The sequence below is a fragment of the Micromonospora sp. KLBMP9576 genome, assembly GCF_050941805.1.
Lineage (GTDB): Bacteria > Actinomycetota > Actinomycetes > Mycobacteriales > Micromonosporaceae > Micromonospora.
The window spans coordinates 4,219,671-4,244,598 of the sequence record NZ_CP194567.1 but is presented as its reverse complement, the minus strand read 5'-3'; the positions used below and the strand labels follow the sequence as shown (position 1 = coordinate 4,244,598).

Genomic DNA, 24,928 nt, shown 5'->3' with positions numbered 1-24,928 from the left:
GGGGTGGGTCAGCAGGTGGGCAGGGCCTTGATGTCGTCGCCGCCCTCCAGGTTGAGCCAGGCCCAGGGGATGTAGTTCTTGCCCTTGAAGTCGACCCGCACCCACCAGTTGCTCTGCTTCTGGTCGTTGTAGATCCAGGAGTCGACGTTCTCGCCCGACTTCTTGCAGTGCGCCTTCAACCGGGTGCCGGGCTTCGCCCAGCCGACCTGCCGGTCGTTGTCCTGTCGGGGCACGGAGAAGACCTCGTTGCCGTTGCGGCCGTCGACCTCGGAGTCGCAGTACGTCCGCTGGTCGTCGTCGGGCCCGTTCTCGCACGTCGCGATCCCGTAGAGGGCGGTCGTGGCCTGGGTGCGCGCGGCGGTGCCCTTGCCGGCGGCGTTGCTCGCCGTCACCGTGAACGCGTACTTCGTGCCGGGGGCCAGGCCCGTCATCGTGATGGCGGAGCAGTTTCCCGCCTTCACGGGCTCGCCGCCCGTGCTCAGCGTGCAGGTCGCCCTGCCGCCCCCGGCGTCCACGGTGAACGTCACCGTCGCCGACGTCGCGTTGGCCGACGAACCGGTCACGGTGACGCGGGGCTGGGCCACCGTACGCGCCGTGGTGGTGGCCTCCGGGCCGGGACCGGCCTCGTTGACCGCCTTCACCTGCACCGTGACGTTCTGACCGTTGCCCAGCCCCTGCACCGTCGTCCGGGTGTCGGTCGTCTCGCTGGTGCGCCCGCCGACGTCCACGAGGTATTTCGTCACCGGCCGGCCGTTCGCCACCGCCGGGGACCACTGCACCGCGACGGCTCCCGGCTGGTCGGGCACCGTGGTCGCCCGCAACTGCGCCGGGCGGTCCGGTGCCGCGTACGGCACGACGGTGTTGCTCACGGGCGAGGCCGCCGAGCCGGCGCCCCGGTCGTTGACCGCCACCACCGTGAACGCGTACTGCGTGCCGTACTCCAGCTCGCCCGCCGGCACCACCAGTTCGGTCCTGCGGGACTCGCCGGCCGGCGCGTTGGCGCCCGCCGAGGTGGCCGTGACCGCGTACTTCGCGATCGTGTTGCCCTGCCCGTCGGCGGCCGGCCACTTCACCAGCACCGTGCCGTCCGGGCGCTCCTGGGCGGTGACGCCGGCCGGCGGATCCGGCACCGCGGCCGTCGGCGTCACCGGGTTGCTGTTGCGCGCGGGGCCGTCGCCCTTCGCGTTGACCGCGTGCACCGAGAACCGGTAGGTCTCGCCGTTGCTCAGGTCCTTGATCTCCACGGCCCGCTGGTTGGCGCCCACCTCCACCCGCTGGCCCGCGCCCTGCACCACGTACCGCGTGATCTCCGCCCCGTTGGCGGGGGCCGGCCGCCAGCTCACCCGGGCCTGGGCGTTGCCGGCGGCGGCGGTGACGCTACGCGCCGCGCCCGGCTTGCCCACCTTCGGCTTCTTCGGCGGGGGCGGCGGCGGGGGAGCCGGCGGCGGGTCGCCACCGAGCACGTCGTTGGCGTACTTGTCGACCTCGCGGACCTGGTGCCGGTCGTCCACCACGCGGGCGGTCGCCGCGTCGGGGGCGTTGATGAACAGGTGGTTCTCCCGCACCTCCAGCTCCAGCGGACCGGCGCCCCGGCCCCGGATGGTGTCGACGAGTCGGCCACCGGAGTCGAAGGCGTAGACCGTGCCGGACGCCGCGTCGGCGCAGTAGTATCGGCCCGCCCACGCCACGGCCGGGCTGAGCTGGTCGCCCGTGCCCGGAACAGCGAAGGCCCGCACCGCGCCGGCGTCGTCGACCACGTGCACCCGCCGCTCGCCGGGCACCGTCACCGGCACGTCCGGCCCGCTGGTGCGCGCCGGCAGCTCGCCCGGCGCGGTCATCGTCAGCCGCGTGGTCCGCACCTCGCCGCGCTGTACGGTGACCAGCGCCCCGGCCGTGCGGTCGAGCACCGCGACGCCGTCGTCCAGGGTGGAGACGACCAGTTCGTGGCTGGCGTCCGCCACGTCGTGCGTCTCGACCTTCTTCGGGCTGAGGCCGGCGCCGGCGGGCGCCGCCGACGCGGGCGTGGCGGGCAGCGGCGCGGCGGTGACCGCCGAGACGGTGCCCTCGCTGGGCACCGCGATCCAGAGGCGCCCCTCGCCGTCGAAGGCGCCGCCGGTGATGCCCGGCGGGTAGCGCACCGGCTCACCGACCGGGGTCAGCGACCGCGGGTCGAGCTGCCGGACGACGCCCTGCACGGCGTCGACGACGAACGCCGCGTCCTCGTGCAGGGCGACGTTGACGCCCAGCCCCGGGGTCGTGGGGGTCGTCGCGGTGATCTGGAGGGTGGCCAGGTCCAGCGAGCTGACCTGGCCGGTGTTCAGGTCCCGCAGGACCAGCAGCCGGTCGGTCTGGGTGACCTGCATCGGGTGCCGGCGGGCCGCCGGGACCGCGACCCGGGTGTCGACCCGCGCGGTGATCCCGTTGACCCGGGCCAGCTCGCTACGCGCGGCGCTCCAGAGCCAGGAACTCGCGTCATGGCTGGCCACCGCGTTGTCCGCCGCGCCCAGCCCGAGGACGGTGAGCCCCATGGCCGCCAGCAGGGCGCTCACCGTCGCGATGGTGACGGCCCCGCCGCGCATCCGCCGGGGCCGGGGTCGCGGGGAACCGGTGCCGGCCTGCCCGGCGTCATCGATGGTGGCCACTACCGGCTGCCTCCCGTGTCGTCCCTGGCAGGTGGCACGCCGTGCGCGGCGACCCTCCCCTGAGCCGGGTGCCATCATATGGCCCGGTCAGGGGCGGGGGAACCCGCACCGTCGGCCTGTGGACACCGAGCGTGCGCGCCACGCCGCCGTGCCGGTCAGCTCGACGGCGTGTCGCCCTCCCGCTTCGTGCACACCTGCCCGGAGGTGGCGAACGAGTCGGTCGAATAGACGGCCAGCACGGTGAAGCAGTAGTCCACCCGCGAGCTCAACCCGTTGACCGTGTAGCTGGTCTGGCCCGGGTCCACCGTGGCCAGCACACCCAGCGCCTGCCCGACCCGGCCGCCCGCCACCATGAACGGCACCCCGCCACCGGCCGGGTCCCGCCAGTTCAGGGTGATCGTCGCCGAGTCGTCCTTGAGCGTCAGCCCGTCCGGCGGCGGCCCGGTGGCGGTCGCCGCGGACGGCGTCGCTGTCGCCGGCGCGGCCGGCGCCGCCGCGTCCCGGTTGAGCACCAGCACGCCCACCCCGACCAGCGCCGCCACCGCGAGGACCGCGACGACCACCGCGACGACGATCGCCGTCCGGTTCCGCCCGCCCTCCCGGGACCCCGCCGCGTCGGGGTACGCCGACGCCGGCGGGAAGGCCGACGCCGGCGGGAAGGCCGGTGGCGGGGGCGGACGGTCGGCTGCCGCCCGGCGGGGCTGTGCCTTCATGGGGAACGTCTCGTCGATGTCGAGGTACGCCGGCGGCAGGTCGTCCGCCTGCTCCCGCTCCGTCTCCGCCGGCTGCGGCAGCGCCTGAGCCAGTTCCGCCCGCTCCCGTTCCGCCTGCTCCAGCGCGTCCTCGACGTCAGCCGGCGCGTCGTCGTCGGTCGTCGGGCCGGTCAACGCCTGCGGGGGTGCCGTGCTGCTCCACGGTGGCGCGGACATGCTCCACGGTGGCGCGTCGCCCGCCGCAACCGCCGGAGGCGCGCTCACCGGCGGCGGAGGCGCGCTGAACTGCTGCGGCTGGCCGGGCGGCGCGCTGACCGGCGGTCGCATCACCGGCGGTGGCGGAATCGACGGCGGCGGCGGTGGCGGAACGGCGCCGCGCGGTGGTGCGCTGACGGGCGGACTGCTCGCCCAGTACGCCGGTGGCGCGCTGACCGGTGGTGTCGGTGGCGCGCTGACCGGTGGCGCGGGTGGCGCGCTGACCGGTGGCGCGCTCACGGGTGGCGCGGGTGGCGCGCTGACCGGTGGGGCCGCGTGGGCCGCCGCCGGGGGCGTGGTGTCCGGCGACGAGGCCCCCGACGACCGGGCGGGACCGGCCGGCGCGTTCGGGCCGGCGTGCCTGCCGGCGGTCCGGGCGGCCTCCTCGGCGAGCAGTGACTCGATCTGCTTGACCTGGATGGTCGGCTTGGCCCACCCGGGCGGGGTCCCCGCCGGTCGCCCGGCTGCCTCCGACTGCCCGGCTGCCTCCGACTGCCCGGCTGCCTCCGACTGCCCGGCTGCCTCCGGCTGTGGCGTTGCCTCCGAGGGCGTCCTTGGCTCCGAGGGCGTCCTTGGCTCCGAGGGCGTCCTTGCCTCCGAGGGCGGCGTTGCGTCCGGCAGCGGTGCTGCATTCGACAGGGGTGCTTCGTCCGACTGCGGCGGTGCCCCGGTGCTCGGGGTCGATGAGTGTGCGCCCTCGGGGGCGGGCCGGGACGGCCCTGGCGCCTCGACGGCGGGCGCGGACGGCTCGGCCCGCGTCGCCGTACCCGCCGCACGCGCAGCCGTCCCGGGCGGGCCGGCGACCGACGGTGTCGCGGGCGCGGCGGCGTGATGCGGGACGGCGACGGGCGGCGTCTCAGCGGCCGGCGGCGGCCCCCAGGGCTTCTCCGCAGGTGCCGTGGACGCGTGCCGGCCGATCGGCGGGACGGGTGGTGCCGTACTCGCCGTCGCGGCCGGCGGAGCCGACACCGCAGCCTCCGGTGCCGGCGGAACCGACACCGGTGGGGTAGGCGTCGGCGGGGCCGTCCTCGGGGCCGGCACGACCGGAGCGCTCCCCGCCGCCGGGGTGGGGCGCAGCGGGCCCTGCGGCGCCGGCGCGGTCCCCGTCGCGGGTGGTCGGGTCGCACCGGGTGGGGGACCCCAGGGGGATTGCGGGGAAACGGGCCCGGACCGTTGCGACGGGACGACCGGAGGCGGCGGTACGGGCACCGCGGGGGCGGGTGGCGGTGGTGCCGGGGCGGCGGCCGAGGGCGGTGGCATCACCGGTGGCGGGGGCACCGAGGCGCGGCCCTGCCCCGAGGGCGCGGGCACGACCGGCGGCGGCGGGATCGGTGGCGGCGGCGGGATCCGCTGCGGCGCCGCCGCGTACGGGTCGGCTCGTCCCCACCCACCGCTGTGCGGCGCCGGCGCCTGGGCGGCCTGGGGCTGTGCCGGCACCTGGGGCGGCACCGGCGGTGCCCACGCCTGGCGTGGCCCACCGGGGACCGGCGGCGGGGGCGGTACCTGCGCGGCCTGCGGCGGCTGGGCGGCCTGCGGCGGTGCGGGGTACGGCTGTGATTGCGCGGGGTACGGCTGCGCCGGCGCGGGTGGTACCTGCGGCACGTGGCCGGCCGGGTGGGGCTGATACGGGGCGGGGGGCGGCGCGACACGCGGTGCCGGTGGCACGGGGGCGGCACGCCCCACCCCGCGTGCACCCGGAACGGGCGGGGGAGGCGGGATCGGCGGAGCGTACGGGGACGCCGGCGGGCCACTTGCGACGTGCGGCGGCGTCGGCTGCGCGGCCGGCGGCTGCACCGGGCCGACCGCGCCCGGCTCGTGCGGTCGCCAGGCGGTGGAGAGGACCGCCAGCGACATCGTCGGCTCGGAAAGCGCCGCCATGCCCGGCCGCGCGCCACCAGGGGCGGGCGGGGGAGCGGCATCGCCGAGATACTGCCGTGCGGTGCGTACCGCCGGGTGGTCGACGCCGAGCACGGCGGGCCCGAGGGAGGCGACGCGGGCGTAGTTGCGCCGGGCCTCGTGGCGGTTGCCCAGTTCGTCGGCCACCGCGGCCAGTTCGAAGGAGAGCGCCAGCATCAGTGGATCGGAGGTCGGCCAGAGCCGTTCGCCGGCGGCGAACGCCTCCTCCAGCACCCGCCGGGCGGCGCCCGGGTCGTCCGCCTCCCGATGCAGTCGGGCCAGCAGATGGGCGGAACTCAGCACATCCGGATGATCCTTACCGTACGGCGGCCGCGCGGAACCGACGGCGTCGGTGAGCAGCCGACGGGCGGAGGTGAGATCGCCCGCGGCGCGATGGGCGAGGGCCCGGTGCTGCACGGCGGCCAGGGGAGAGGGTTGTGACACGTGGCCATGCTGCCGCGTGAGACCCGTCGGACGCTACCCAGGTCCGCCGGTTGACTGCGGTTCACGCGGGTCGCGGCCCCCCGGTGAGCTGCCTCGACCACCCGTCGGAAGCCGATGTGCATGATCCATCCGGGGCGTGTACAGTAACTCCCCGTGCGGCCCACCAGGGCGGCCGGCGGTGGAGAGGTCACCTCGGTCGACACGGTAGGCTGTACGAGCAGGTCCGGGTGGCGGAATGGCAGACGCGCTAGCTTGAGGTGCTAGTGCCCGTATAGGGCGTGGGGGTTCAAGTCCCCCCTCGGACACAAATTTGCGGCATCCATGCCGTCTCTTACGTACTGGTGGTCAAGTCTCCTTGACCACGTGGATCTGATCTTCCGGACCAACCTCGCCGACCCTGTGTCGGTCGACGGTGGTGGTCGCTGTGGCTGATCCCTCTCTGGCTTCCGTCGTTCCCCCGGTTCTTCTGCCGGACCGTGGGCGAAGCAACCCTCGTGACTCACACGCACCCCTGCGACGGGCTCCGTTACCGATGCCAGCGGTCGCGCAGCAGCGGACCGAGGCCAAGGTGTACCGCCTAGCGGCGGTCGATGCCAGCGGCCGAATCCGTGATCAAGGCATCGTCCGTGCCCTGGCTTGGGAGCCGGGTGCCCGACTGGAGATCCGCGAGAGAGCTGGCGTCATTGTCGTGCGTCGGGATCTCGGTGGAGTTTTCGCTCTCACCGGTCAGGGACACCTGTTGCTGCCGGCTGCGGTGCGGCACTGGTGTGGGCTTGTAGCTGGGGATCGGGCCTTGTTGACCGCCGATCCTGTTGCAGACCTGCTCGTGGTGTATCCGCCGACGGCCTTGGACGACATGGTCGCCCAAGCTCAGCGTGCGGTGTTGGGTGGTGATGACGCATGAGCGCGGCGATGGCAGGCAGGGCGGAGTTGGATGCCGCGCGGTTGTTGCTGGCGCGGATGGGGATCTCGCCGGCGGATCTGGTGGGGGCGGCGTCGGATCGCCCAGCGGTGCCGACGTTCGCGGAGTACGTGCCGGTGGTGGCGGCTGCGGTCACGGTCGGCACGCGGCGGGCGTACGGCTCGTACTGGAAGCGTGTGGTTGAGCAGTGGGGTCAGCGGCGTATCGATGAGCCGACGCCGTCGGAGATCGAGCGGTTGGCGGAGTATGTCAAGGCGCATGTGGTGGCTCGGCGTAACGCGCGGGGTGGGCGCAGTGCGGCGGAGCATCTGATCGCGGCGTTGCGTTGTCTGTACCGGCGGGCGGTCGCTGACGGCCTTATCACGGAGGCGGACAATCCCGCGTTGAAGGTGGCGAAGCCGCGGCGGTTGCCGAGTACGCGGCGGGCGTTGGCCGACAGCCGGCTGGCGGAGATCAATGAGGTGGCGGCGTCCACGGGTGATGATCCAGCGTTGGACAGTCTGCTGCTGCGGTTGCACATCGAGACAGCGTGCCGTCGGGGTGGGGCGCTGGCGTTAAGGCCAGTGGATCTGGACCGGGATCAATGTCTGATCATGTTGCGGGAGAAGGGCGAGACGGTGCGGTGGCAGCCGGTGTCGCCGACGCTCATGCGGTACCTGCAGCGGCATGCGGAGCAGCGGCATGCCACCGAGGCAGGGCCACTGTTCCGATATCGCAGCGGGCAACCCATCACCTACCGGCGATATGACCACCTGTGGGTGCGCATCGGTGAGCGCCTGCCGTGGGTGCACGCCCAGCAGATCAGTACGCACTGGCTGCGGCATACCACGTTGACGTGGGTGGAACGGAATTTCGGCTACGCCATCGCCCGTGCATATGCCGGTCACTCGGGCAGCGGTGGCGACACCGGCACGACCGCTACCTACGTCCGAGCGACAGTCCATGAAGTCGCCGCCGCACTCGCGGCACTTACCGGTGAGCCGCACCCGTTGGCGTGAAGCGGGCCCGGAACAGGTCTCCCCAACAGAACAGGCACGATGACCCGATGAGCAGCCCCTACGAGACCGGCAGATTCACCAACATCCGTCCCGACGAGGTCAGCCACGTCACCACGCACACCGACGCCGCCGACATCGTCGGCCGGATGCTCACCGACCTGCGCACCCACCCCACCGAGTGGGAGAACCACACCCTCGAACGCTTCCTGGGCGCACTCGAGTCCTCACTCAAAGCCCTGCCCGGCCTCTACCTGAACCGAGGAGAAGACTTCCCCGACCAGCCGACCTGGAAGCAGTTCACCGAGGCCCTCATCATGGCCACCGGCCGCGAATAGCCGTCCGGCAGCAGCGCCGACCGGGTCGTGGGATCAGCCCCGCAGGCGCGGGGAGCAGCCGGGGTGAGCTTCGCGAAGTCGATCCCTCCGGATTCTCCCCGCGTACGCGGGGAGCAGCCTGCGGCCTTGGGATTAGAAGTTGGATCCCGGCCATGATTGCCTGTGATTGACAATCCACAGGGGTGTCTATCTGTCCTGGTAGACACCCCTGTAGGCGCCGGTGGATGCTAAGTGGTGCCGCTCAATCCGTAGGCGTCCGGGCTCACATCGGGCTCACCGCGCCGCCTTCAGGCAGCACAGACGCCACCGGGCGACGCGCAGGTCAATGTGGACGGCCACTCTGCCTCTTGATAGCTTTCGGGCTGCTTGCCCATGGGCGGGTGCCCGGCAACGCCGCGAGTAGCCCCGATGAGCGAAGCTGGCGCCCACGCACTCAGCCGTTCGGCGGACGCACTCTTCGCCCAGCCTGTCGATGAAGGGGTGCGCCAGTCGAAGCCATTGATCCCTCGGGATACCGTCCAGGTCAACGATCGATTCGGCTACCTCGTCAATGTCGTCGTACGACGCACGGAGGTGCGGTCCCACCAGCCATGCTCTGATGCCATTCCACCTTCGACCACTTACGCCGCGGGCTGTCTCGGAGGATCCCCTGGACTTCGCAGTAAGCGAGGCTGGCCTTGATGTGCGGGAAGAGTTTGGCCGCCGGCGGGAAGCTGCGCCAAGCGTGCCGGAAGCTCTGGTCTAGCGCCTGAGTATTCGTGGTGATGGCGGTGACGCCTAGGTCGGGCAGCCGACGGCAAGGCCGTCCCCAACAAGGTTGAGTTGGTCGGCGTTGGTGAATTCGCGGAGCATGGCGATGATTATCCCGTGGTTGGGCGCCAGCCATAACCTTCCGTTGGTCAGCGGTCTATTGTCGGACGGCCAGCCTCGGATGTGCTCGCGGTCGAAACCGAGCCGTTCTCATCCTGTGTAGCAGACGCCTTCGGCGTCGGTACGCCTGCAAGGCAGGCTGCAAGCATCCGCGACTACCCTAGGTCACCGCAAGCGGGGACAGCGGTGTCCGGATTTAGCCGATGAGAGCGCCCGTGCTTTCGCTGAGCCGGCTTATGACTCGGTCTGGTGGGCGCTGACGATGCGTTTCAGGACAGTTGCCATCGACGTCCCGGACGACATCGCGCACGAGCCCGACGGCACCCCCGCCAATATCACCGCCGCGCTGAGCTGGGCCCGCCGAATCCTGGCACAACGACAGGGAACCACCCGCCTGGATACTCTCATCGGCAACCGCGACCGCATGCTGCGCCAGCTCGAAAACACCACGCGCACCGTCAACCAGGCCCTCGCCGCGTTCGACCAGCAACTCGACATCACCACCCTGGAGAACACCGACTGGCGCCGCGTCACCCTCGCCGCCCCCAACGCCGCCGTCGGCGACGACCTGCGCCACGCCACCGCTACCCTGCGCACCACCGTCGCGGGCCTGGAAGCCGACCTCCGTCACGACATCAAAGGCATCCTCAAAACCTCGACATTCATCCAGCTGCGCCGCGACATCCAGCAACGCCGCGAAGCCGCCCAAGAGCTAGTGCGCCAGATCCGCACAACCCTGCAGAACGTACGCACTGGGGTCGCCCGCGTCGGCGTGCAAGTCGACTGGAAAGTCCGCGAGGACGACAATGCCCGCCAGATGGTCGACCTGCTCACCGCCCCGCCCTCCGACGAGGTCTTCGAGTCGATGTACGACGTCCTGCGCCGCCGGATGGAAGAAGCCGGCGATGAAACCTGGACCGACCGCGTTGCCCACACCTTCGACTACCGCTCCTGGCACGAGTGGCACATCAGCGTCACCCATAGCAGCTTCGGCGTCGACCAGTTCAAACCCGTCAACGCCCGCTCCAACCCGCTCAAGAGCCTGTCCACCGGCGAATCACGTCTGGCCACCATGCTGCCGCTGCTCGCCGCTGCCTGGTCCATGTACTCCGGCACCAACTACCAGGGCCCTCGCCTGCTGACCATCGACGAGATCGACGCCGCCTTCGACGACAAGAACCTGCGGCAGGTCCTGGCCCTGCTGCGCACCTGGAATTTCGACGTGCTCGCCACCACCCCGTCGATCGCCCCACTGATCAAACGCGAATCCCGCGACGTCGTCATCCACGAAGTCATCACCACCGCCGGCCGTCATCGCGTCACCATCCCCTGGCTGTGGAACGGCGCTGGCGAAGCCACCCCCGTCACCCTGCCGCTACCAGCCACCCGAACCGAGAGCTGACCCACGGTGCCCACCGAATTGACCTACCTCGCCGCCGACACCGACCTGCACCCTCTCTGGCAGGCGATCCACGACCGGCTGTGCGCCGGCACCACCCCCGAAACACTCACCACCGTTCGCGTCACCGACATGAACCACGCCGGCCTCGCCCAACTGCGAACCTGGCTTGACACCACCACCCGGCGCCGCCGCAGAACCTCAGCCGTCACCGTCACCGTCGACACGATCACCGTGCCCGTCCGCGATCTGCTCACCGTCCTCGACCTCACCCCTGACCAACTCGTTACGATCGTGGAACTCGCCATCGACGCCCCGATCATCGACCGCAGCGCCACAGCGCGCACCGCCGCCGCCCACCGCGAACAGCTCTGGCAGTACGCCGCCGACCAGCTTCCCGGGCTCTCTCAGCTGATCACCCGCATGCGCACCGCAGGCCTCGGTGAAGACGACACCGACATCCGCACCACCATCGCCGCCCTGGCTGCGGTTTTGAAACAGCTGCCCGTGACCCCGCCGAAGCCGCTGGCGAAACTGGCCCACGACACCGTCGGCGATCCGCACTACTTCGACCTGGACCGGCTCGCCGGTAGACGCCTCGTTGCCGCGATCGCCGAACACACCGGCCAAGCCGTACCAGCCCGACCCGACCTCGTACGGGCGCTGCTGGCCGAATCCGGCATCGTGGCCGACCGGTTGTCGGCCACCGTGCTGCTGTTCAACGTCCACACCACCGGTGACGGTCCCATCGACCGGCGGCTACGCGACAGCAGCACCCCCGTCGCCCTCACCCTGCTCGACCTCCTGCAGGAGCCGCCAACCCTCGGCCCGCAAGTTCTCACCGTCGTAGAGAACCCGTCGGTGCTGGAAGTCGCATACCTCAACGGCTCACCCCAGCCGCTGGCCTGCACCAGCGGACAACTTCGCGCCGTCGACCACACCCTGTTCCGCCTCGCCGTCCACCACGGCGTTCGCGTGCGATACGCCGGCGACATCGACCACGCCGGCCAGCACATCGCCGCCATCGTCGCCGATACCTACGGCGCTGAACTCATTGCTATGGACGCTGACACCGTCCAGCAAGCCCAGCAGCGGCCACCAGCCGTCGCGTCCGCACCTGCCACGCAGGCTGACACACCGGCGATCTACCAGGAACACGACGTCCTGCTGCACCGCATTCTCCAGTAGCGCCTCAGCTCAGCAGTGCGATGGCGGACGCTTAACTCCTCGCTCGCGGACTCCGTGAGTCGGCCAGTGCGGCGGTATCGGTCGGTGCCCAGCCAGCGTCTGCGGCGGGTTGCGCCCGTGAGCTGACCGAGGAGCCGGGCTGGTCGTCACCCTCACCAACCCGCGGGTCGAGACAATCGATCGTCAAGAAGTTCCGGAGTCACGGCAACGTTTGCTGGGGTCGAGAGCGTAAGTAGTGGCCGTGAGATTGAAACCGAGGGTGCGGGTGGCTGATGCATGATCGCGAGGACAAGGAGGTGACAGCCTTTGTGCGGGCGCGTTACGGATCGCTGCTCCGGACCGCCTTCCTGCTGTGCGGAGACCGAGGGAAAGCCGAGGATCTGGTCCAGACGACGTTGGCCAAGACGGTTGTGGCGTGGCCTCGGCTGCAACGCTCGGAAGGCGTCGATCACTACGTTCGGCGCATCCTAGTCAATACTTTCGTGTCCTGGAGGCGGCGCCGATCCTGGTGGGAGCAGCCTTTGGGTCGGCTGGTGGAGAGTCAGGCGCGCGACGAGTACGTGGGGGTGGAACAGCGGGACCTTCTCCGCCGGGCGTTGGACGGGCTGCCAGCACGCCAGCGTGCCGCCGTCGTGCTGCGCTTCTACGAGGACCTGTCCGAGCAGGACACGGCGCACGTGCTGGGTTGTTCGGTTGGCACGGTCAAGAGTCTTTCTTCAAGGGGTCTGCAGACTCTGCGTAAGCAGTGGGTTGAGGCCGACGCTGTTGCTGATCAAGAGGTGCGCTATGCGTGACACGACCGAGTTGCGTGACGGCCTGGCAGATCTGGCCGAGTCGGTGGCACCGACCGAGGGCTATGAAGGCAAGATCATGCGGCGGGCAGAGCGGCGTCGCGGGCGGCGGCGTATCGCCGCTGGAGCTGCGGCTGCGGTATGCGTGGCGGTGCTGGTCACGATGGTTCGGGTTGTCGGATTCGGGCCCGCACCGCAACTCGCTGCACCGCCGCCGGACGGCCCGTTTCTAGGCTGGTCCCCGGTGGGAGACCTGGACGCTGACCTGGTACATGAGGCCACCAGCGTCTGGGACCGCACCAACTCGGCAGGCCCGCACACTGATGTTCGGGCCCTTGTCGCGACGCGCCATCCACGCCTGCGCTCGACGGTGGTCGTCCTGCAGGGATACGACAAGCAGGGCAACGCGCGGTTGGCGTTCTTCACCGGTGATCTTGATGCGGCGGACGCCTTGCGGATGCGGGTTGATCGGCCGGCGCCCGACCCGGTGAAGACTCAGGCGATAAGCCTGGTCAGTCCACGGTTGTCCGGAGCCGCCGGCGAGGTCAGTAATGACCCTGCGGGCACCTACGCCATCGCCATCGCCATGCCAGGCGTGACAGCGGTGCGGGTGTCGAATACCGCAGTCGATAATGAAATGTTCCAAGAACCGGAGGGATCCACCAGTCGTCTTGTGGTAAAACGATTCCCGCTCACTGCGACCGCGCAGACGACGACGATCGCGGGGTTCACCAAGCCGAAGCGGCCGTTCGCCAGCCTCACGAAGGTGTTCGAGGTACCTGGTGAGGACGGCGTGGACGGCGACGCGCGGGCCGTACCCGCTGAGGTGCTCCGCAGGAACGGCCAACAGATTATCGTGGCGTTTCCGAAGGATCAGGGAGTCCAGCGAGGGCAACTAGCTGTTGTCGCCGAAGGTTTGGTCGGACGCGTAACGGCAGTCGATACCGTCCGCGGCGAAGCCACTGTCGACCTCATCACCAGCACCGGCTTCACCGGCCAGGTGCACACGAATATCAGTAATGTTCCGGGTTCCGTACGCGGCACCGGCGGAAAGCTGGTCATGGAAGGCGTTCCCGCAGACGGTGAGATCTACCAGACCAACCGTGTCTTGATGCCAGATCCGTCCCAGCAGAGCAGCCAGGTTGGCGCTGTCACGATCGGGCGAGCGTCTGCGGACAAGGCGGCAGGCGCGACCACGGTGGAACTTACGCCGACAGCCGACCTTGCCAACCTGACCAGATTGTCGATCATGACGCCATCCGCCCCTTGACGGCGACCCGCCGACGCAAGGATGGCGCGGAGGCGACTCGCCTCCGCGCCATCCTCAACAGGCCTGTAGATCAGTAGTGGACCGAGCCGCTGCCGGAAGCCTTTGCGATGTCACCGCCGGAGTTGCCCGTAGAGAAGTAGGTGAAGTGCATAGTTGTGTTCGTCGGAACGCTCGACCAGCACCAGGTGCGCGTTACGCCGTCAGTGGGAACGGTGATGGTCCCGCCCGCTGAAAGGCTAACCTTAAACTGGTGATGCGACCCCTGGGGGTAATCCCACGTGGCTTCAATGTCCTTGCAGAAGCTCGTCTGCGTGGACTTGAAGTCTCGGCCGTCCAGGCTCCACGCTCCATCAAAGGTAAAGGAGAACGGAATTGTGGCCACCGCGAAAGGAGTCATTCCCGTCGTGACCGTAGGGCCGTTCTGAGTGTAGTGGTCGGTCGGGCCCTGAAGCTTGGGCATCTTCCCGACAACCTTCATGGTCACGTTCGGCGGCAGCGACGCCCACACGGCGGCATTGTTCGCCTCGATCTCGGCGGCACTGGCCGTGGGTTTCGCCGGCTCGCCGCCGGCGGCCTCGGTTTTAGGTGCCGCTTGAGCCGGAGCAGCCAACAGCAGCAACCCTGTGGCCGCGGCAGCGACGGTGCCAAGAGACCGCTTCATCAACGAGTGTGACACTCTGTGATCCTCCCGTGCGGTTTGTGTGATGGCCTGACCCTGTCATCAATCGGGCCATTGCCGCAAGAATGACTATTATCTATATTTGTGCGACTTTTCACCAGCATCGGGTCAGCGCGTCCGGCGAACGTGTGGTATGGCCAGAAATCTTTGCGTGGGGGTCGGCTCGGGAGGCGGCTCCGGCAAGCGTGTCAACGCGAGGAATGCCTGCGCGAACAGCTCGGCGGTCGGCTGGCACGATTTCGTTGACGTCGACCTGCCCGGGATCATTGAGCCTTTTCCAAGTTGAGCCGGCAGTTCAGGGCGGGTGCGGCGAGCCCGGAGGTCGATGAGGGTGAGGCTCCGGGTAGGGCAGCAGTCGACCAAGATCCGATGCCCGGACCGGGAGCCTTGCTGTGCTGTCTTTTCCTTCCACGATCTCGCTGTCCAGCCGCGCCCTGAACCACCTTGCCAACCTCGTCCGCCAGCACCACAATCAGCATCGATCCTGCCGGTTGCTTGGCAGCTACCTCTCTGGGCGCTGTCCGAGGTTCGACACCACAGCTCGCTGCTGCACCGCAGTCGTGCCCAGCACCGTCCCCGCAGGCCCGTCGGCGGTGTCCGCCACGAGGTAACTGCGCTCACCGAGGTATTCGTACGTATGTTCATCGAAGATCCACTCTTTGCGCCGGCTCCGCTCGGTGTACGCGGCAGCCCCCCCCGCCGCCCGGCCGCGTCCGTGACCCCGCGAACCACCTCGACCCCCGGAATCTTCGCCGTGGCCTGGTAGAGCGCGGCAGCCGTCTGTGGCGGTACCAGTGACTCGCGCAGGATGTCGCCGATTGCGGTAAACGCCGCACCGTCGCGGCTGTTGCCTCTGCCACGCTCGTCGCGCTCCCGGTAGAGCTTCTCCAGCAGGGCGTCCGGATTGCTGGGCAGATCGACGAGTGCCGCGTTCGGCGTTACGTCCGTGAGCGTCTCCCGCTCCGGGATCACACCGATGATCGGTACGTTGAGGAACGGCTGACGGAGCAAGCCGTCACGGCGGCGGCAGATAACCGCCGCTCCATCAAGGCGGGAGAAGCTTAACTGGCAGACATTCAATGCTTCGTCAAGAAATGAGTAATCGGGAGTCCTGCCCACTCCGACCGCCGGCTAATTCTCCACAGTGCCCGCTGACTACTGTAGGATTACGGCATGAGCACCCATGCTGAGCATGGGTGCCGCAAATTCGTGTACGAATCCCCCCTCGGACACAAACGATAACCCCACGGTGTGCGCTGAGATCGACTTCAGCGCGCACCGTTTGCGTTTCCGGCTGGTAGTTCAGTCGGAGGCCGAGTTGTCGGTAGACCTCGGCTTTGTCGGCTGGGTCGGCGTTACGGAGCACGGTGGTGATGTCGCCGAGCGCGGTCACCAGGGTTGTGATCTCTCCTTGGCTCATCCGGCGCGGGGTGGTGCGCGCGATGGCGCGTAGTTCGGTTTCCGCGCGGGCGCGTTCGGCTTGGGTCTGCGCGATCCAGGCGGTGACCACGGCCGGGTCGGCGCCAGCGTCGAGGGCGGCGCGGTAGCGCTCCAGTTTGGCGTCGCACTCGGTGATGATTGCTTGGGTTGTGGTGCTGCGCTCATGGCCGAGCGGGGACTCGTCGCCAGAGCGAAACGACGCCGGCGTGGCCTGACTCGGCAGGGCAAGCGGCCGGCCGCCCCCGATCTGATCAAGCGGAACTTCACCGCGCCCGCGCCGGACGTGGCCTGGTGCGGCGACATGACCGAGATCGTCACCGGTGAGGGCAAGCTCTACCTCGCCACGGTCATCGACCTGTACTCGCGGCGGTCCTCGGCTACGCCATGGGCGAGCACCACGACGCCGGCCTGGTCGTCGCCGTGTTGAACATGGCCGCGGTCACCCGTGGCGGGGACGTCGCCGGAGTGATCTTCCGCTCGGACCGGGGCAGCGAGTACACCTCGGCTGACTTCGCCAGGGCGTGCGCCCGGTGGAAGGTGCGCCAGTCGATGGGTCGGGTCGGGTCGGCTCGTGCTTCGACAACGCCGTGGCCGAGGCCACCTTCTCCACCATCAAGGTCGAGTACGTTCACCGTCACCAGTTCCGCACGCGCACCGAGGCCCGGCTGAAGATCGCCACCTGGATCACCGACTTCTACAACCGCCGACGCCGCCATTCCGTCTGCGGCGGACGCGCACCGATCGACTACGAGCGATCGGCTATCCGCGCCCTGGAGGACCAGGCCGCATAACCGAATCCTCCACGATTACAGGGGATTGACAAAGAGTTAGGAGTTGTAAGACGTGCCATCGGGCATGCGCGTCGACCGCAGGGCTGTTGCAACCTTTCGCGTGACCCGGCTCAGTGATCCTGCGCACGTTCGTGCCGATGAACGGATGTCGGCCGCTGTGCTCCCGGACATCCGACTGTCCGCCGAGGCATGATGATCGGCATGCGTTACCTGCTGCCTCACCCCGACGCCGTGGCCGACCTCAGCGATCTTGACGTCGGGCTTTACGACGGCACGCAACCCCTCCCAGAGAACCTGGACGACGTCGAGTTGTACGCAGTGCCGTACGGGATCATCGATCCGCGCCTGTGTGAGCCGATCACTCGGATGCCTCGGCTCAACGTTGTGCAGGCAGTGACCGCTGGTTACGACCACGTCCTGCCATTCCTGCGGCCTGGTCTGACCCTGGCCAACGGCCGGGGCGTTCACGATGCGGCTACCGCCGAACTCGCCGTGGCGCTTACGCTCGCCGCCCGGCGCGGACTGCCGCAACTCGTTCGGGCGGGCGACGAGGGCCGCTGGGACCCGTGCTGGTCGCGTGGACTAGCTGACGCCCGAGTCCTCATCGTCGGCTACGGCTCGATCGGCGCCGCGATCGAACGCCGGCTCGCCGGGTTCGAGGTAGCCGTCAGCCGGGTGGCCCGGACTGCCCGCCCTGGGGTCCGGCCGATCTCGGAGATCGCGGACATGCTGCCGCACGCGGACGTCGTCATCCTTGCCGCACCGCTAACCCCGGAAACCGAAGGCATGGTGAACTCGGACTTCCTAGCCAAGATGGCCGACGGGGCCCTGCTGGTAAACGTGTCAAGGGGCCGAGTGGTGGACACCGACGCGCTGCTCACCGAACTCAGCAAAGGCCGGATGCACGCCGCCTTGGACGTTACGGAGCCCGAGCCGCTGCCCGCTGGTCACCCGCTGTGGTCCGCGCCGAATGTCCTTATCAGCCCGCACGTCGGCGGCCTGACCGCTGCGTTGTCACCCCGGGCTCGCCGCTTGTTGGTCAACCAGGTCCGGCGGCACGCAGCGGGCGAACCACTCGCGAACGTTGTCGTCGCGCCATGATCGCCCACTGCAGACGTCCGAGGTAGCGGCGACCCTCGCCCACGGGCACGTACCGCTGATGCTTCAGCCCAGGGCGGACGGGCCGGTCGAAACAGTGACCCAGGCTTGAAAGGTCAGACCCGGGTGTATGCATCGGCGCGCTGGGGCAGCTGGTGTTCGAAGCGAGGCTTCCTCTGGTGACGAAGCATGCGTGCAAATTGACGCTGGGATCGGTCCAGGCGGCAGGCCAGATCGTGATGCTGGCCGGTCGCACTACGCCGGTGCCTCGCTGAAAGAACTCGTGCAGAGCGCTCGCCATCAGGTCGGGGCTGCCACTGGGACGGATCTGTGCTGTCGTCGGTGAGTGCCGTGAGGTCGTGCAGCCAGCCGATCGCCGAGCTCCGCACGCGCGGTATCACACCTGTCATCGCCCGACGCGGCATCGTGCACGGCTCTGGACTCGGCACTCGACGCTGGGTCGTCGTGCAGACCATCGCCCTGCTGCACTGGTTCCGGCGCCTTCCGAATCCGCTGGGAGATCCGCGACGACATCCACGAAGCGTTCCTTACCCTCGCCTGCGCCGTCATCTGCTGGCGCCGACTCCAACGCTCAAAGAGTTAGGAGTTCTAAGTGCGGACCGCGGCGAAACTACAGCTGGCTGTACCTCAGTTCCGGTAGTAGGAGGTATCAGCCCAGGCCGCCGCCACTCCTAGCATCGGACGGCATGAGATCAACGAGGGACCCGTCGAGACGGCGCGTCCCGCACGCCGAGACCGCCCCGACCGACTCGCCATACACCCGCGCATTGCCGACATCGGGGGCATCGTCGGGGGCTGTCTCGCTAACGGTGTTTCCGGCGATCTTGTTAGTAGGTTTCAGCGGCTGGGAAGCGGTCGCTGAAGGTGATGGCGAAGGCGTTCAACGCGGGTTTCCAGCGCATCGTCCATCGGGTTCTGCCTGCTCCGGTGGGGTCCAGGGACCGGGTCACCAGGTACAGACACTTCAGCGCGGCCAGCTCGTTGGGGAAGTGGCCGCGGGCCTTGACCGCCCGCCGGTAGCGGGCGTTGAGGGACTCGATCGCGTTGGTGGAGCAGATGACGGTGCGGATCTCCGCTGCCGGCCCACAACCCGAGGATGTCCTTGTCGCCGTCGAGGGTGACTCCGATCGCGGCGTAGAACGGCCGGTTCGCGACCTGTCCGTCACGGACCTTGACCACGATGGCGTCGATGAACACCGCCGCGTAGATCTCATCGAGGGCCGATGCGACCAGTCGGTCATCTCCTCGATCACCTTGTCGGTGATCCGCGAGATGGTCTCCTTGCTGACCGAGGCCCCGTAGATCTCCGCGAAGTGAGCGCTGATCTCCCCGGTCGTCAAACCCTTGGCATACAACGACAACACGACCTCGTCGACCCCCGACAACCGGCGCTGCCGCTTCTTGACGATCTGAGGCTCGAACGTGCCAGCCCGATCTCGCGGCACGTCGATCTGCACCGGCCCCGACGCGTCGGTCAACACCGTCTTCGAGCGAGTGCCGTTGCGGATATTGCCCGACTCCACCCCAGCTGACTCATGTTTCTCGTAGCCCAGGTGTTCAGTCATCTCCTCGTTCAACGCGGTCTCCAGGACCGTCTTGGTCAGCTGCTTGAGCAGCCCGTCCGGGCCGGTCAGGGACAGCCCTTGCTCCTTGGCAGCCCGGACCAGGTCCGCAGCGGCCTTCGCCTCCGCCGAAGGCTCGGGTCGCTTCTTACGTCCGGTCTGGTCGTTCAGTGTCGCGGTCATCACGGCACCCTCCTCACCAGGCATAACGCCCGGCGGGTCAGGCCGGAAACACCGTTAGATCCACAGTGCCCCTGCCACCCACAGACGTTTGTTGGGTGGCAACCGCAGGCGCTGCCAGATCGCTGGGGTGACTGCTCGGTCTCCGGATGACGGTCCGTGTCGCCGCGTGGACGCTCGTCGCCCGGGAACGAGGTAGCGGCTTGCGCCGCCGCTGAGCAGCACGCCGAGCGTCCACGACAGAGCCGCGACGAACGCGAGATCAAAGGTCGTATTCCGTGTGAAGCGGCCGAGGGCCCAGGCAAGGGCAGCGAGAAGGTGACCACGACCTCGGGGTAGGAGGTGTGGACGCCGCGATCGACGAAGTACCGCCCAGTGTCGATACGCAGACGGCGTACGTCCGCATGGGGTGTGTACAGCTCGCCGACGCGCCCGTCGGCGTCGGTGCAGGCCCGGGCGAGGTGCTGCCACGCGTCGCCATGACAGCGCTCGACGACGACCGCGAGTTCCGGCGCGGGAGGCCTGTGGTGATGTCCAATACGTGAGTCAACAGGCTCATCAGCCCTCCGATCGCAGGAGTTTGCCCAGCCGCAGGCGGTTGATCTCGGCCAGTTCGGTGAGCGCTACCGGCGTTCGGTTGCCGGGCCGTATCCAGATCGCGTCGAACCGCCTGCCGACGCTCAGGTCGCCGACCTGGTCCCGCAGGCCCAGAGCCTGCGCCCCCGCTGTCGTGGCCAGGTACAACAGGTGCGCCGCGGTGAGTGGCACGCCCTCCGCTCCGTGCAGGCGTCGCAGAAGGTACGTCTGCAACCCTTCCTTCAGAAGTGAGAGCCGGTTCCCGCATCCCCATCGCCACCGAGTGCCACGAGCGCGCCATGGGCGAGGTGGCGGTTGAGCGGGAACATGCCGCTGCCCAGCGCCGCGTTGCTCGTTGGGCAGTGCGCAACGCTGGGCAGGGTCTCGGCCAGTCGCTCAGCTCGGTGCCGATCGAATGTACGTTGTGCGCGAAGACGCTCTGTCGGCCAACCAGCCCGTGCCGGTCGTAACAGTCCAGGCGGTTGGCCGTGCCGGACAGTCGCCGGACCGTGGCGACCTCGTCGACGTTCTCGTTCAGGTGCGACGTGAACCAGCTGCCCACCACGTCCCGGTGCAACTTCGTGGTCGGGTCCTCCGGTTGGGTATTTGGCGTGGGGCGGGCGCGGAGGTGTGCGCGTCGACGGTCCGGAGGTCTACCCGTGTCAACAGCGGGTGCCGGCGGCGGACGTCCTCGATGGGGTTGAACCGCACGTTGTAGCTGGCGTCGGCCGCCGTGAAGTGGCGGTGTCGAGGGCTCGGTGATTGACGGCCGTCGCTTGCACTGGGTGCGCTCTGCCCGTGAGGCTGTGAGCGATAACAGGACCGCAGCTGGTCGCGCCTTCGGTAGCGATCCGATCCGGCTCGCCGAGCATTTCGTGAGGCAGGGGCGGCCGAGCGGCTGGGCCGCTCTGATGGATGGGTGCGTTCTGGGGCCTGGAAATAGATGATTCGTTACGTCTTGACGAACGTGATGTTATCGCTCACCCTCGATGTCGAGGATGACGGCACCTGTGGCTTACCGGGCGAGCCCTCGCTGGTCGACCTCGCGATCATGACGTCCCCCAGGGCATGCGGACGTCGCCTCAGGACATCCGCTGGCGACAGCGACCGGACTCGCGTGTCGGTGCCTCCACCTCACTGACCGTCAGCGAGCCGCGCCCGCCGTTCCGGACCGGCTTGCCTGAGCGAATTGGCACATCATCACCGGATTCCCAGACTGGGAAGGAACGTCATGAGATCCAAGAGAACCCTGCTGTCGACGATGGCCCTCGCCGTCGCGCTGACTGCGGGTATGACGGTGGCGCTGGCCCCGACGGCCAGTGCCGGGACGACCCTGAAAGCGTCCGCCGCCGAGAAGGGTCGCTACTATGGCGCGGCCGTCGCGACGAGCAAGCTCTCCGACAGCCAGTACGTTGGCATTCTCAACCGCGAGTTCAACAGCGTTGTCGCCGAGAACGAGATGAAGTGGGACGCCACCGAGCCGCAACAGGGTCGGTTCAGCTACACGGGCGGTGATCGTCTCGTCAGTCACGCTCGGGCCAACGGCATGAGCGTGCGGGGTCACGCCCTGCTCTGGCACGCGCAGCAGCCGGGTTGGGCGCAGAGCCTCTCCGGTAGCGCGTTGCGCAACGCCGCGATCAACCATGTCACCCAGGTCGCCACCCATTTCCGAGGCCAGATCCACTCCTGGGACGTGGTGAACGAGGCGTTCGCCGACGGTGGCAGCGGCGGTCGGCGTGACTCCAACCTGCAGCGCACGGGCAACGACTGGATCGAGGCGGCGTTCCGCGCCGCCAGGGCGGCCGATCCCGGCGCGAAGTTGTGCTACAACGACTACAACACCGACGGCGTCAATGCGAAGTCGACCGGTATCTACAACATGGTGCGGGACTTCAAGTCCCGGGGCGTGCCGATCGACTGTGTCGGCTTCCAGTCCCACCTGGGCACCTCGCTCCCGGGTGACTACCAGGCCAATCTGCAGCGCTTCGCCGACCTCGGGGTCGACGTGCAGATCACCGAGCTCGACGTCATGAAAGGCTCCAACCAGGCCAACATCTACGCCGCAGTCACGCGCGCCTGTCTGGCTGTCTCGCGCTGCAACGGCATCACCGTGTGGGGTGTGCGGGACAGCGACTCCTGGCGCGGCACCGACGACGCCCTGCTCTTCGATCGATCGGGCGACAAGAAGCCGGCGTACACCTCCGTCCTCAACGCCCTGAACGAGGGCGGCAGCCCACCCACCACGCCGCCACCGGGCTTTCCGGTGGACACCAGTGCCTGGTATGTGCTGCTGAATCGGAACAGTGGCAAGGCGTTGGATGTGTACAACCTCGCGACCAATGACGGTGCGCGGATCACGCAGTGGGCGCGGAACAACGGCAACCAGCAGCAGTGGCAGTTCGTGGACTCGGGTGGCGGCTACTACCGGTTGAAGTCCCGGCATTCCGGCAAGGTGCTGGATGTCTACAACTTCTCCACCTCCGACGCCGCGGCGATCGTGCAGTGGAGCGACGGCAACGGCACGAACCAGCAGTTCCGGCTCGCCGAATCAGCCGGGGGTTACGTGCGCGTGATCAACCGTAACAGCGGCAAGGCCGTGGAGGTGCAGGGTGGGTCCACCGCCGACGGGGCGAACGTCGTCCAGTACACCGACTGGGGCGGCAACAACCAGCAGTGGCAACTGATCCGCATCGGGTAGCTGGTCCTCCGTCCGGTGCGCGGGCGGCATCCGTTCGCACCACCGCAGGCGGGCAGCCGGCCAAGGACGTGCGCCGGTGGCCGCATCGCGCTCGTACGACGAACACCGTGCTGACGCTGGACGTCGGCACGCACGCCAGGCCATCCGCGTGCGTTCCGCTCGCGGGTGACCCCGACCAGAGGAGTGGACCATGAGTGCCATCGGTGCGGCTCGTCCCGCCCTTCCACGCAGACATCGCTGGCGGTCAGGGCTGGCCGCAGCGGCTGCGGCGGTCATCGCGGCCGGCACGTTGGTCGCCGTGAACGCGGCACCTGCGGCCGCGGCGACCGTGGACACCAGCGCCTGGTACGTCTTGCTGAACAGGAACAGCGGCAAGGCGCTGGACCTGTACGCCTCGGCCACCAACGACGGTGCGCGGATCAGCCAGTGGACGCGGAACGACGGGGCGAACCAGCAGTGGCAGTTCCTGGACTCAGGTGGCGGCTACTACAGGCTGAAGTCCCGGCACTCCGGCAAGGTCCTCGATGTGCACAACTGGTCGACCGCCGACGGCGGAGCGATCGTGCAGTGGTCCGACACCAACGCCACGAACCAGCAGTTCCGGCTCGCGGACTCGGACGGCGGTCACGTCCGGCTGATCAGCCGGCACAGCGGCAAGGCCGTGGAGGTACAGGGTGCCTCCACCGCCGACGGCGGCAACATCGTGCAGTACTCCGACTGGAACGGCGCCAACCAGCAGTGGCAGCTTGTCCGCGTGGACAGCGGCAACCCGCCGTCGGGAGGTACCGGGTGCGGTAGGGCACCGACGCTGTCCAGCGGCACGCACACGATTCAGAGCAACGGCAAGAGCCGCTCCTTCATCCTGCGGGTGCCCACCAACTACAACAGCAACAACCCCTACCGGCTGATCTTCGCGTTCCACTGGCGCGGCGGCACCATGCAGGAGATATCCTCGGGCGGCACCAGCGGGACGGCCTGGTCCTACTACGGGCAGCAGGAGCAGTCGAACAACAGCGCGATCTTCGTGGCGCCCCAGGGAATTGGCAACGGCTGGGGCAACGCCGGCGGTGAGGACGTCACCTTCGTCGACGACATGATCAGACGGATCGAGAGTGACCTCTGCGTCAACCCGAGGCAGCGGTTCGCCCTCGGCTTCAGTTGGGGCGGCGGCATGAGCTATGCGCTCGCCTGCGCGCGGGCCTCCGTCTTCCGGGCGGTCGCGGTCATCTCCGGCGCACAGATCAGCGGGTGCAGCGGCGGTACGCAGCCCATCGCGTACTTCGGGCTGCACGGCATCTCGGACAACGTCCTGAACATCTCGCAGGGGCGGTCGTTGCGCGACACGTTCGTCCGGAACAACGGTTGCACCGCCCAGAACCCGCCCGAGCCGGGGCCGGGCAGCCGTACGCACGTCACGACCGCCTACTCCGGCTGCAGGGCCGGCTACCCGGTCCAGTGGGCCGCGTTCGACAACGGTCACATGCCCGGACCGGTGGACGGGACGTACGCCGAGAGTGGCGTCACCACCTGGACCAAGGGTGAGATCTGGAGGTTCTTCGCGCAGTTCTCGTGACGCAGACGGGTCAGGCGGCGCCGGCTCCCGCGACGCGGGGTCGGCGCCGGCTGGTGTTCTCCGTCGCTGGTGATCTGGCGGGGGCGGCCGCCTCCGCTCGCCCGACGATCACCGGCGCCGCGCGGTCACCGGTTGGTCGCTCGCCGGCTCCCAGTTCGTGAACCTGGGGCAGACGGCCATCGGCATCGGCAACGACGCCAACGGTCACACCAGCGGCGTCGGCCTGGGCGCCAGCAACATCACCGTCACCCGCTCAGAGATCGCCCGCAACTCCGCGGGCGGGATCGTGCTCGGCGGCGTACGAGGTAAAGTTGTCCTCGTCATGCCCGGTGTAGACGTACACCCGGCCGTTGTGCGCCATCGGCGCCGGGTCAGCGGTGTGGATGTTCTGCACGATCGGGTTGTCGGCCCGTGCCGGGCCCGGCAGCACGGCGACTGCGCAGGCAATGCTCGCGATTGCGGCGACCGAGCGCCGGAATCCCCGTCGGGCCGGAGCGGGCTCGCGATTCACGACGTACCCCCAGAATGTCGAGCGGTTTCCATTTATCGGCCCGCCGGCCGGGTGGACGTGCCGTCCACCCGGCCGG

The 24,928-nt window shown here is 68.9% G+C and carries 19 protein-coding genes, 1 tRNA gene and 4 pseudogenes; 16 read left to right on the top strand and 8 right to left on the bottom strand.

Going from position 1 to position 24,928, the window contains the following annotated elements; genetic code table 11:
- Positions 1 to 8: 8 nt before the first annotated feature.
- Positions 9 to 2,642, bottom strand: a complete 2,634-nt coding sequence (locus tag ACQ452_RS18520; protein ID WP_433386266.1) for a fibronectin type III domain-containing protein — start codon at positions 2,640 to 2,642, stop codon at positions 9 to 11.
- A gap of 155 nt (positions 2,643 to 2,797) precedes the next feature.
- Complete coding sequence (locus tag ACQ452_RS18515; RefSeq protein WP_433394219.1) at positions 2,798 to 3,571, bottom strand: fibronectin type III domain-containing protein; 774 nt, start codon at positions 3,569 to 3,571, stop codon at positions 2,798 to 2,800.
- On the opposite strand from ACQ452_RS18515, the gene ACQ452_RS18510 reads away from it, so the two are divergent.
- Positions 3,570 to 4,442, top strand: a complete 873-nt coding sequence (locus ACQ452_RS18510) for a hypothetical protein (RefSeq protein ID WP_433394493.1) — start codon at positions 3,570 to 3,572, stop codon at positions 4,440 to 4,442. The two genes, ACQ452_RS18515 and ACQ452_RS18510, sit on opposite strands and share 2 nt — an antisense overlap.
- 1,046 nt (positions 4,443 to 5,488) lie before the next feature.
- Here the strand turns inward: ACQ452_RS18510 and ACQ452_RS18505 are convergent.
- Positions 5,489 to 5,950: pseudogene (locus tag ACQ452_RS18505) on the bottom strand (tetratricopeptide repeat protein); the annotation flags it as partial.
- A gap of 221 nt (positions 5,951 to 6,171) precedes the next feature.
- Here ACQ452_RS18505 and ACQ452_RS18500 point away from each other — a divergent pair.
- From ACQ452_RS18500 to ACQ452_RS18470, 7 genes are all read left to right on the top strand, one after another.
- A tRNA-Leu gene (locus ACQ452_RS18500) sits at positions 6,172 to 6,255 on the top strand.
- 595 nt (positions 6,256 to 6,850) lie between these two features.
- On the top strand, positions 6,851 to 7,870 hold the full coding sequence (locus tag ACQ452_RS18495) for a tyrosine-type recombinase/integrase (protein WP_433386265.1): 1,020 nt from the start codon (positions 6,851 to 6,853) through the stop codon (positions 7,868 to 7,870).
- A 47-nt stretch (positions 7,871 to 7,917) separates the two neighbouring features.
- Complete coding sequence (locus tag ACQ452_RS18490; protein WP_433386264.1) at positions 7,918 to 8,205, top strand: DUF7660 family protein; 288 nt, start codon at positions 7,918 to 7,920, stop codon at positions 8,203 to 8,205.
- A 1,132-nt stretch (positions 8,206 to 9,337) separates the two neighbouring features.
- Entirely contained in the window at positions 9,338 to 10,477 is a 1,140-nt protein-coding gene (locus ACQ452_RS18485) for an SbcC/MukB-like Walker B domain-containing protein (RefSeq protein ID WP_433386263.1), read from the top strand.
- A gap of 6 nt (positions 10,478 to 10,483) precedes the next feature.
- Positions 10,484 to 11,662 carry a TIGR02679 domain-containing protein gene (locus ACQ452_RS18480; RefSeq protein WP_433386262.1) on the top strand — a complete coding sequence of 393 codons (1,179 nt, stop codon included), beginning with the start codon at positions 10,484 to 10,486 and terminating at the stop codon, positions 11,660 to 11,662.
- Between the two features lie 272 nt (positions 11,663 to 11,934).
- Positions 11,935 to 12,456, top strand: coding sequence for a SigE family RNA polymerase sigma factor (locus ACQ452_RS18475; RefSeq protein WP_433386261.1), 522 nt, complete (start codon positions 11,935 to 11,937; stop codon positions 12,454 to 12,456).
- Complete coding sequence (locus ACQ452_RS18470; protein WP_433386260.1) at positions 12,449 to 13,723, top strand: rod shape-determining protein MreC; 1,275 nt, start codon at positions 12,449 to 12,451, stop codon at positions 13,721 to 13,723. The genes ACQ452_RS18475 and ACQ452_RS18470 overlap by 8 nt, the downstream gene beginning before the upstream one ends.
- Before the next feature lie 70 nt (positions 13,724 to 13,793).
- Here the strand turns inward: ACQ452_RS18470 and ACQ452_RS18465 are convergent, their stop codons facing one another.
- Positions 13,794 to 14,399: a hypothetical protein gene (locus tag ACQ452_RS18465; protein WP_433386259.1), complete on the bottom strand. Its 606-nt coding sequence runs from the start codon at positions 14,397 to 14,399 to the stop codon at positions 13,794 to 13,796.
- A 395-nt stretch (positions 14,400 to 14,794) separates the two neighbouring features.
- On the opposite strand from ACQ452_RS18465, the pseudogene ACQ452_RS18460 reads away from it, so the two are divergent.
- From ACQ452_RS18460 to ACQ452_RS18435, 6 genes and pseudogenes are all read left to right on the top strand, one after another.
- Positions 14,795 to 14,887 (top strand): annotated as a pseudogene (locus tag ACQ452_RS18460) (IS5/IS1182 family transposase); the annotation flags it as partial.
- A gap of 1,118 nt (positions 14,888 to 16,005) precedes the next feature.
- A complete protein-coding gene (locus tag ACQ452_RS18455; RefSeq protein WP_433386258.1) occupies positions 16,006 to 16,269 on the top strand; it encodes a DDE-type integrase/transposase/recombinase in 264 nt (87 codons plus the stop codon).
- Positions 16,227 to 16,511, top strand: coding sequence for a DDE-type integrase/transposase/recombinase (locus tag ACQ452_RS18450; RefSeq protein WP_433386257.1), 285 nt, complete (start codon positions 16,227 to 16,229; stop codon positions 16,509 to 16,511). Before ACQ452_RS18455 ends, ACQ452_RS18450 begins: the two co-directional genes overlap by 43 nt.
- Positions 16,430 to 16,633 (top strand): IS3 family transposase, encoded by a 204-nt coding sequence (locus ACQ452_RS18445; RefSeq protein ID WP_433386256.1) that lies wholly within the window; start codon positions 16,430 to 16,432, stop codon positions 16,631 to 16,633. Before ACQ452_RS18450 ends, ACQ452_RS18445 begins: the two co-directional genes overlap by 82 nt.
- A 201-nt stretch (positions 16,634 to 16,834) precedes the next feature.
- Positions 16,835 to 17,734 carry a 2-hydroxyacid dehydrogenase gene (locus tag ACQ452_RS18440; RefSeq protein WP_433386255.1) on the top strand — a complete coding sequence of 300 codons (900 nt, stop codon included), beginning with the start codon at positions 16,835 to 16,837 and terminating at the stop codon, positions 17,732 to 17,734.
- A gap of 378 nt (positions 17,735 to 18,112) precedes the next feature.
- Positions 18,113 to 18,335, top strand: a pseudogene (locus ACQ452_RS18435) (IS5/IS1182 family transposase); the annotation flags it as partial.
- Between the two features lie 244 nt (positions 18,336 to 18,579).
- Here ACQ452_RS18435 and ACQ452_RS18430 read toward each other — a convergent pair.
- The 3 genes and pseudogenes from ACQ452_RS18430 to ACQ452_RS18420 form a co-directional block, all read right to left on the bottom strand.
- Positions 18,580 to 19,497 (bottom strand): annotated as a pseudogene (locus tag ACQ452_RS18430) (IS256 family transposase).
- Positions 19,497 to 20,033 carry a hydroxyisourate hydrolase gene (locus tag ACQ452_RS18425; protein WP_433394217.1) on the bottom strand — a complete coding sequence of 179 codons (537 nt, stop codon included), beginning with the start codon at positions 20,031 to 20,033 and terminating at the stop codon, positions 19,497 to 19,499. Before ACQ452_RS18425 ends, ACQ452_RS18430 begins: the two are co-directional and overlap by 1 nt.
- 19 nt (positions 20,034 to 20,052) lie before the next feature.
- Complete coding sequence (locus ACQ452_RS18420; RefSeq protein ID WP_433394215.1) at positions 20,053 to 20,433, bottom strand: amidohydrolase family protein; 381 nt, start codon at positions 20,431 to 20,433, stop codon at positions 20,053 to 20,055.
- Positions 20,434 to 21,301: 868 nt separating this feature from the next.
- Here ACQ452_RS18420 and ACQ452_RS18415 point away from each other — a divergent pair.
- Both ACQ452_RS18415 and ACQ452_RS18410 read left to right on the top strand, forming a co-directional pair.
- On the top strand, positions 21,302 to 22,768 hold the full coding sequence (locus tag ACQ452_RS18415) for an endo-1,4-beta-xylanase (protein WP_433386254.1): 1,467 nt from the start codon (positions 21,302 to 21,304) through the stop codon (positions 22,766 to 22,768).
- A 190-nt stretch (positions 22,769 to 22,958) separates the two neighbouring features.
- The gene (locus ACQ452_RS18410; RefSeq protein ID WP_433386253.1) at positions 22,959 to 24,341 is read left to right on the top strand and encodes an RICIN domain-containing protein; all 1,383 of its coding nucleotides are present in this window, start codon (positions 22,959 to 22,961) and stop codon (positions 24,339 to 24,341) included.
- A gap of 253 nt (positions 24,342 to 24,594) precedes the next feature.
- Here the strand turns inward: ACQ452_RS18410 and ACQ452_RS18405 are convergent, their stop codons facing one another.
- Positions 24,595 to 24,852 carry a hypothetical protein gene (locus ACQ452_RS18405; protein ID WP_433386251.1) on the bottom strand — a complete coding sequence of 86 codons (258 nt, stop codon included), beginning with the start codon at positions 24,850 to 24,852 and terminating at the stop codon, positions 24,595 to 24,597.
- Positions 24,853 to 24,928: the final 76 nt, after the last annotated feature.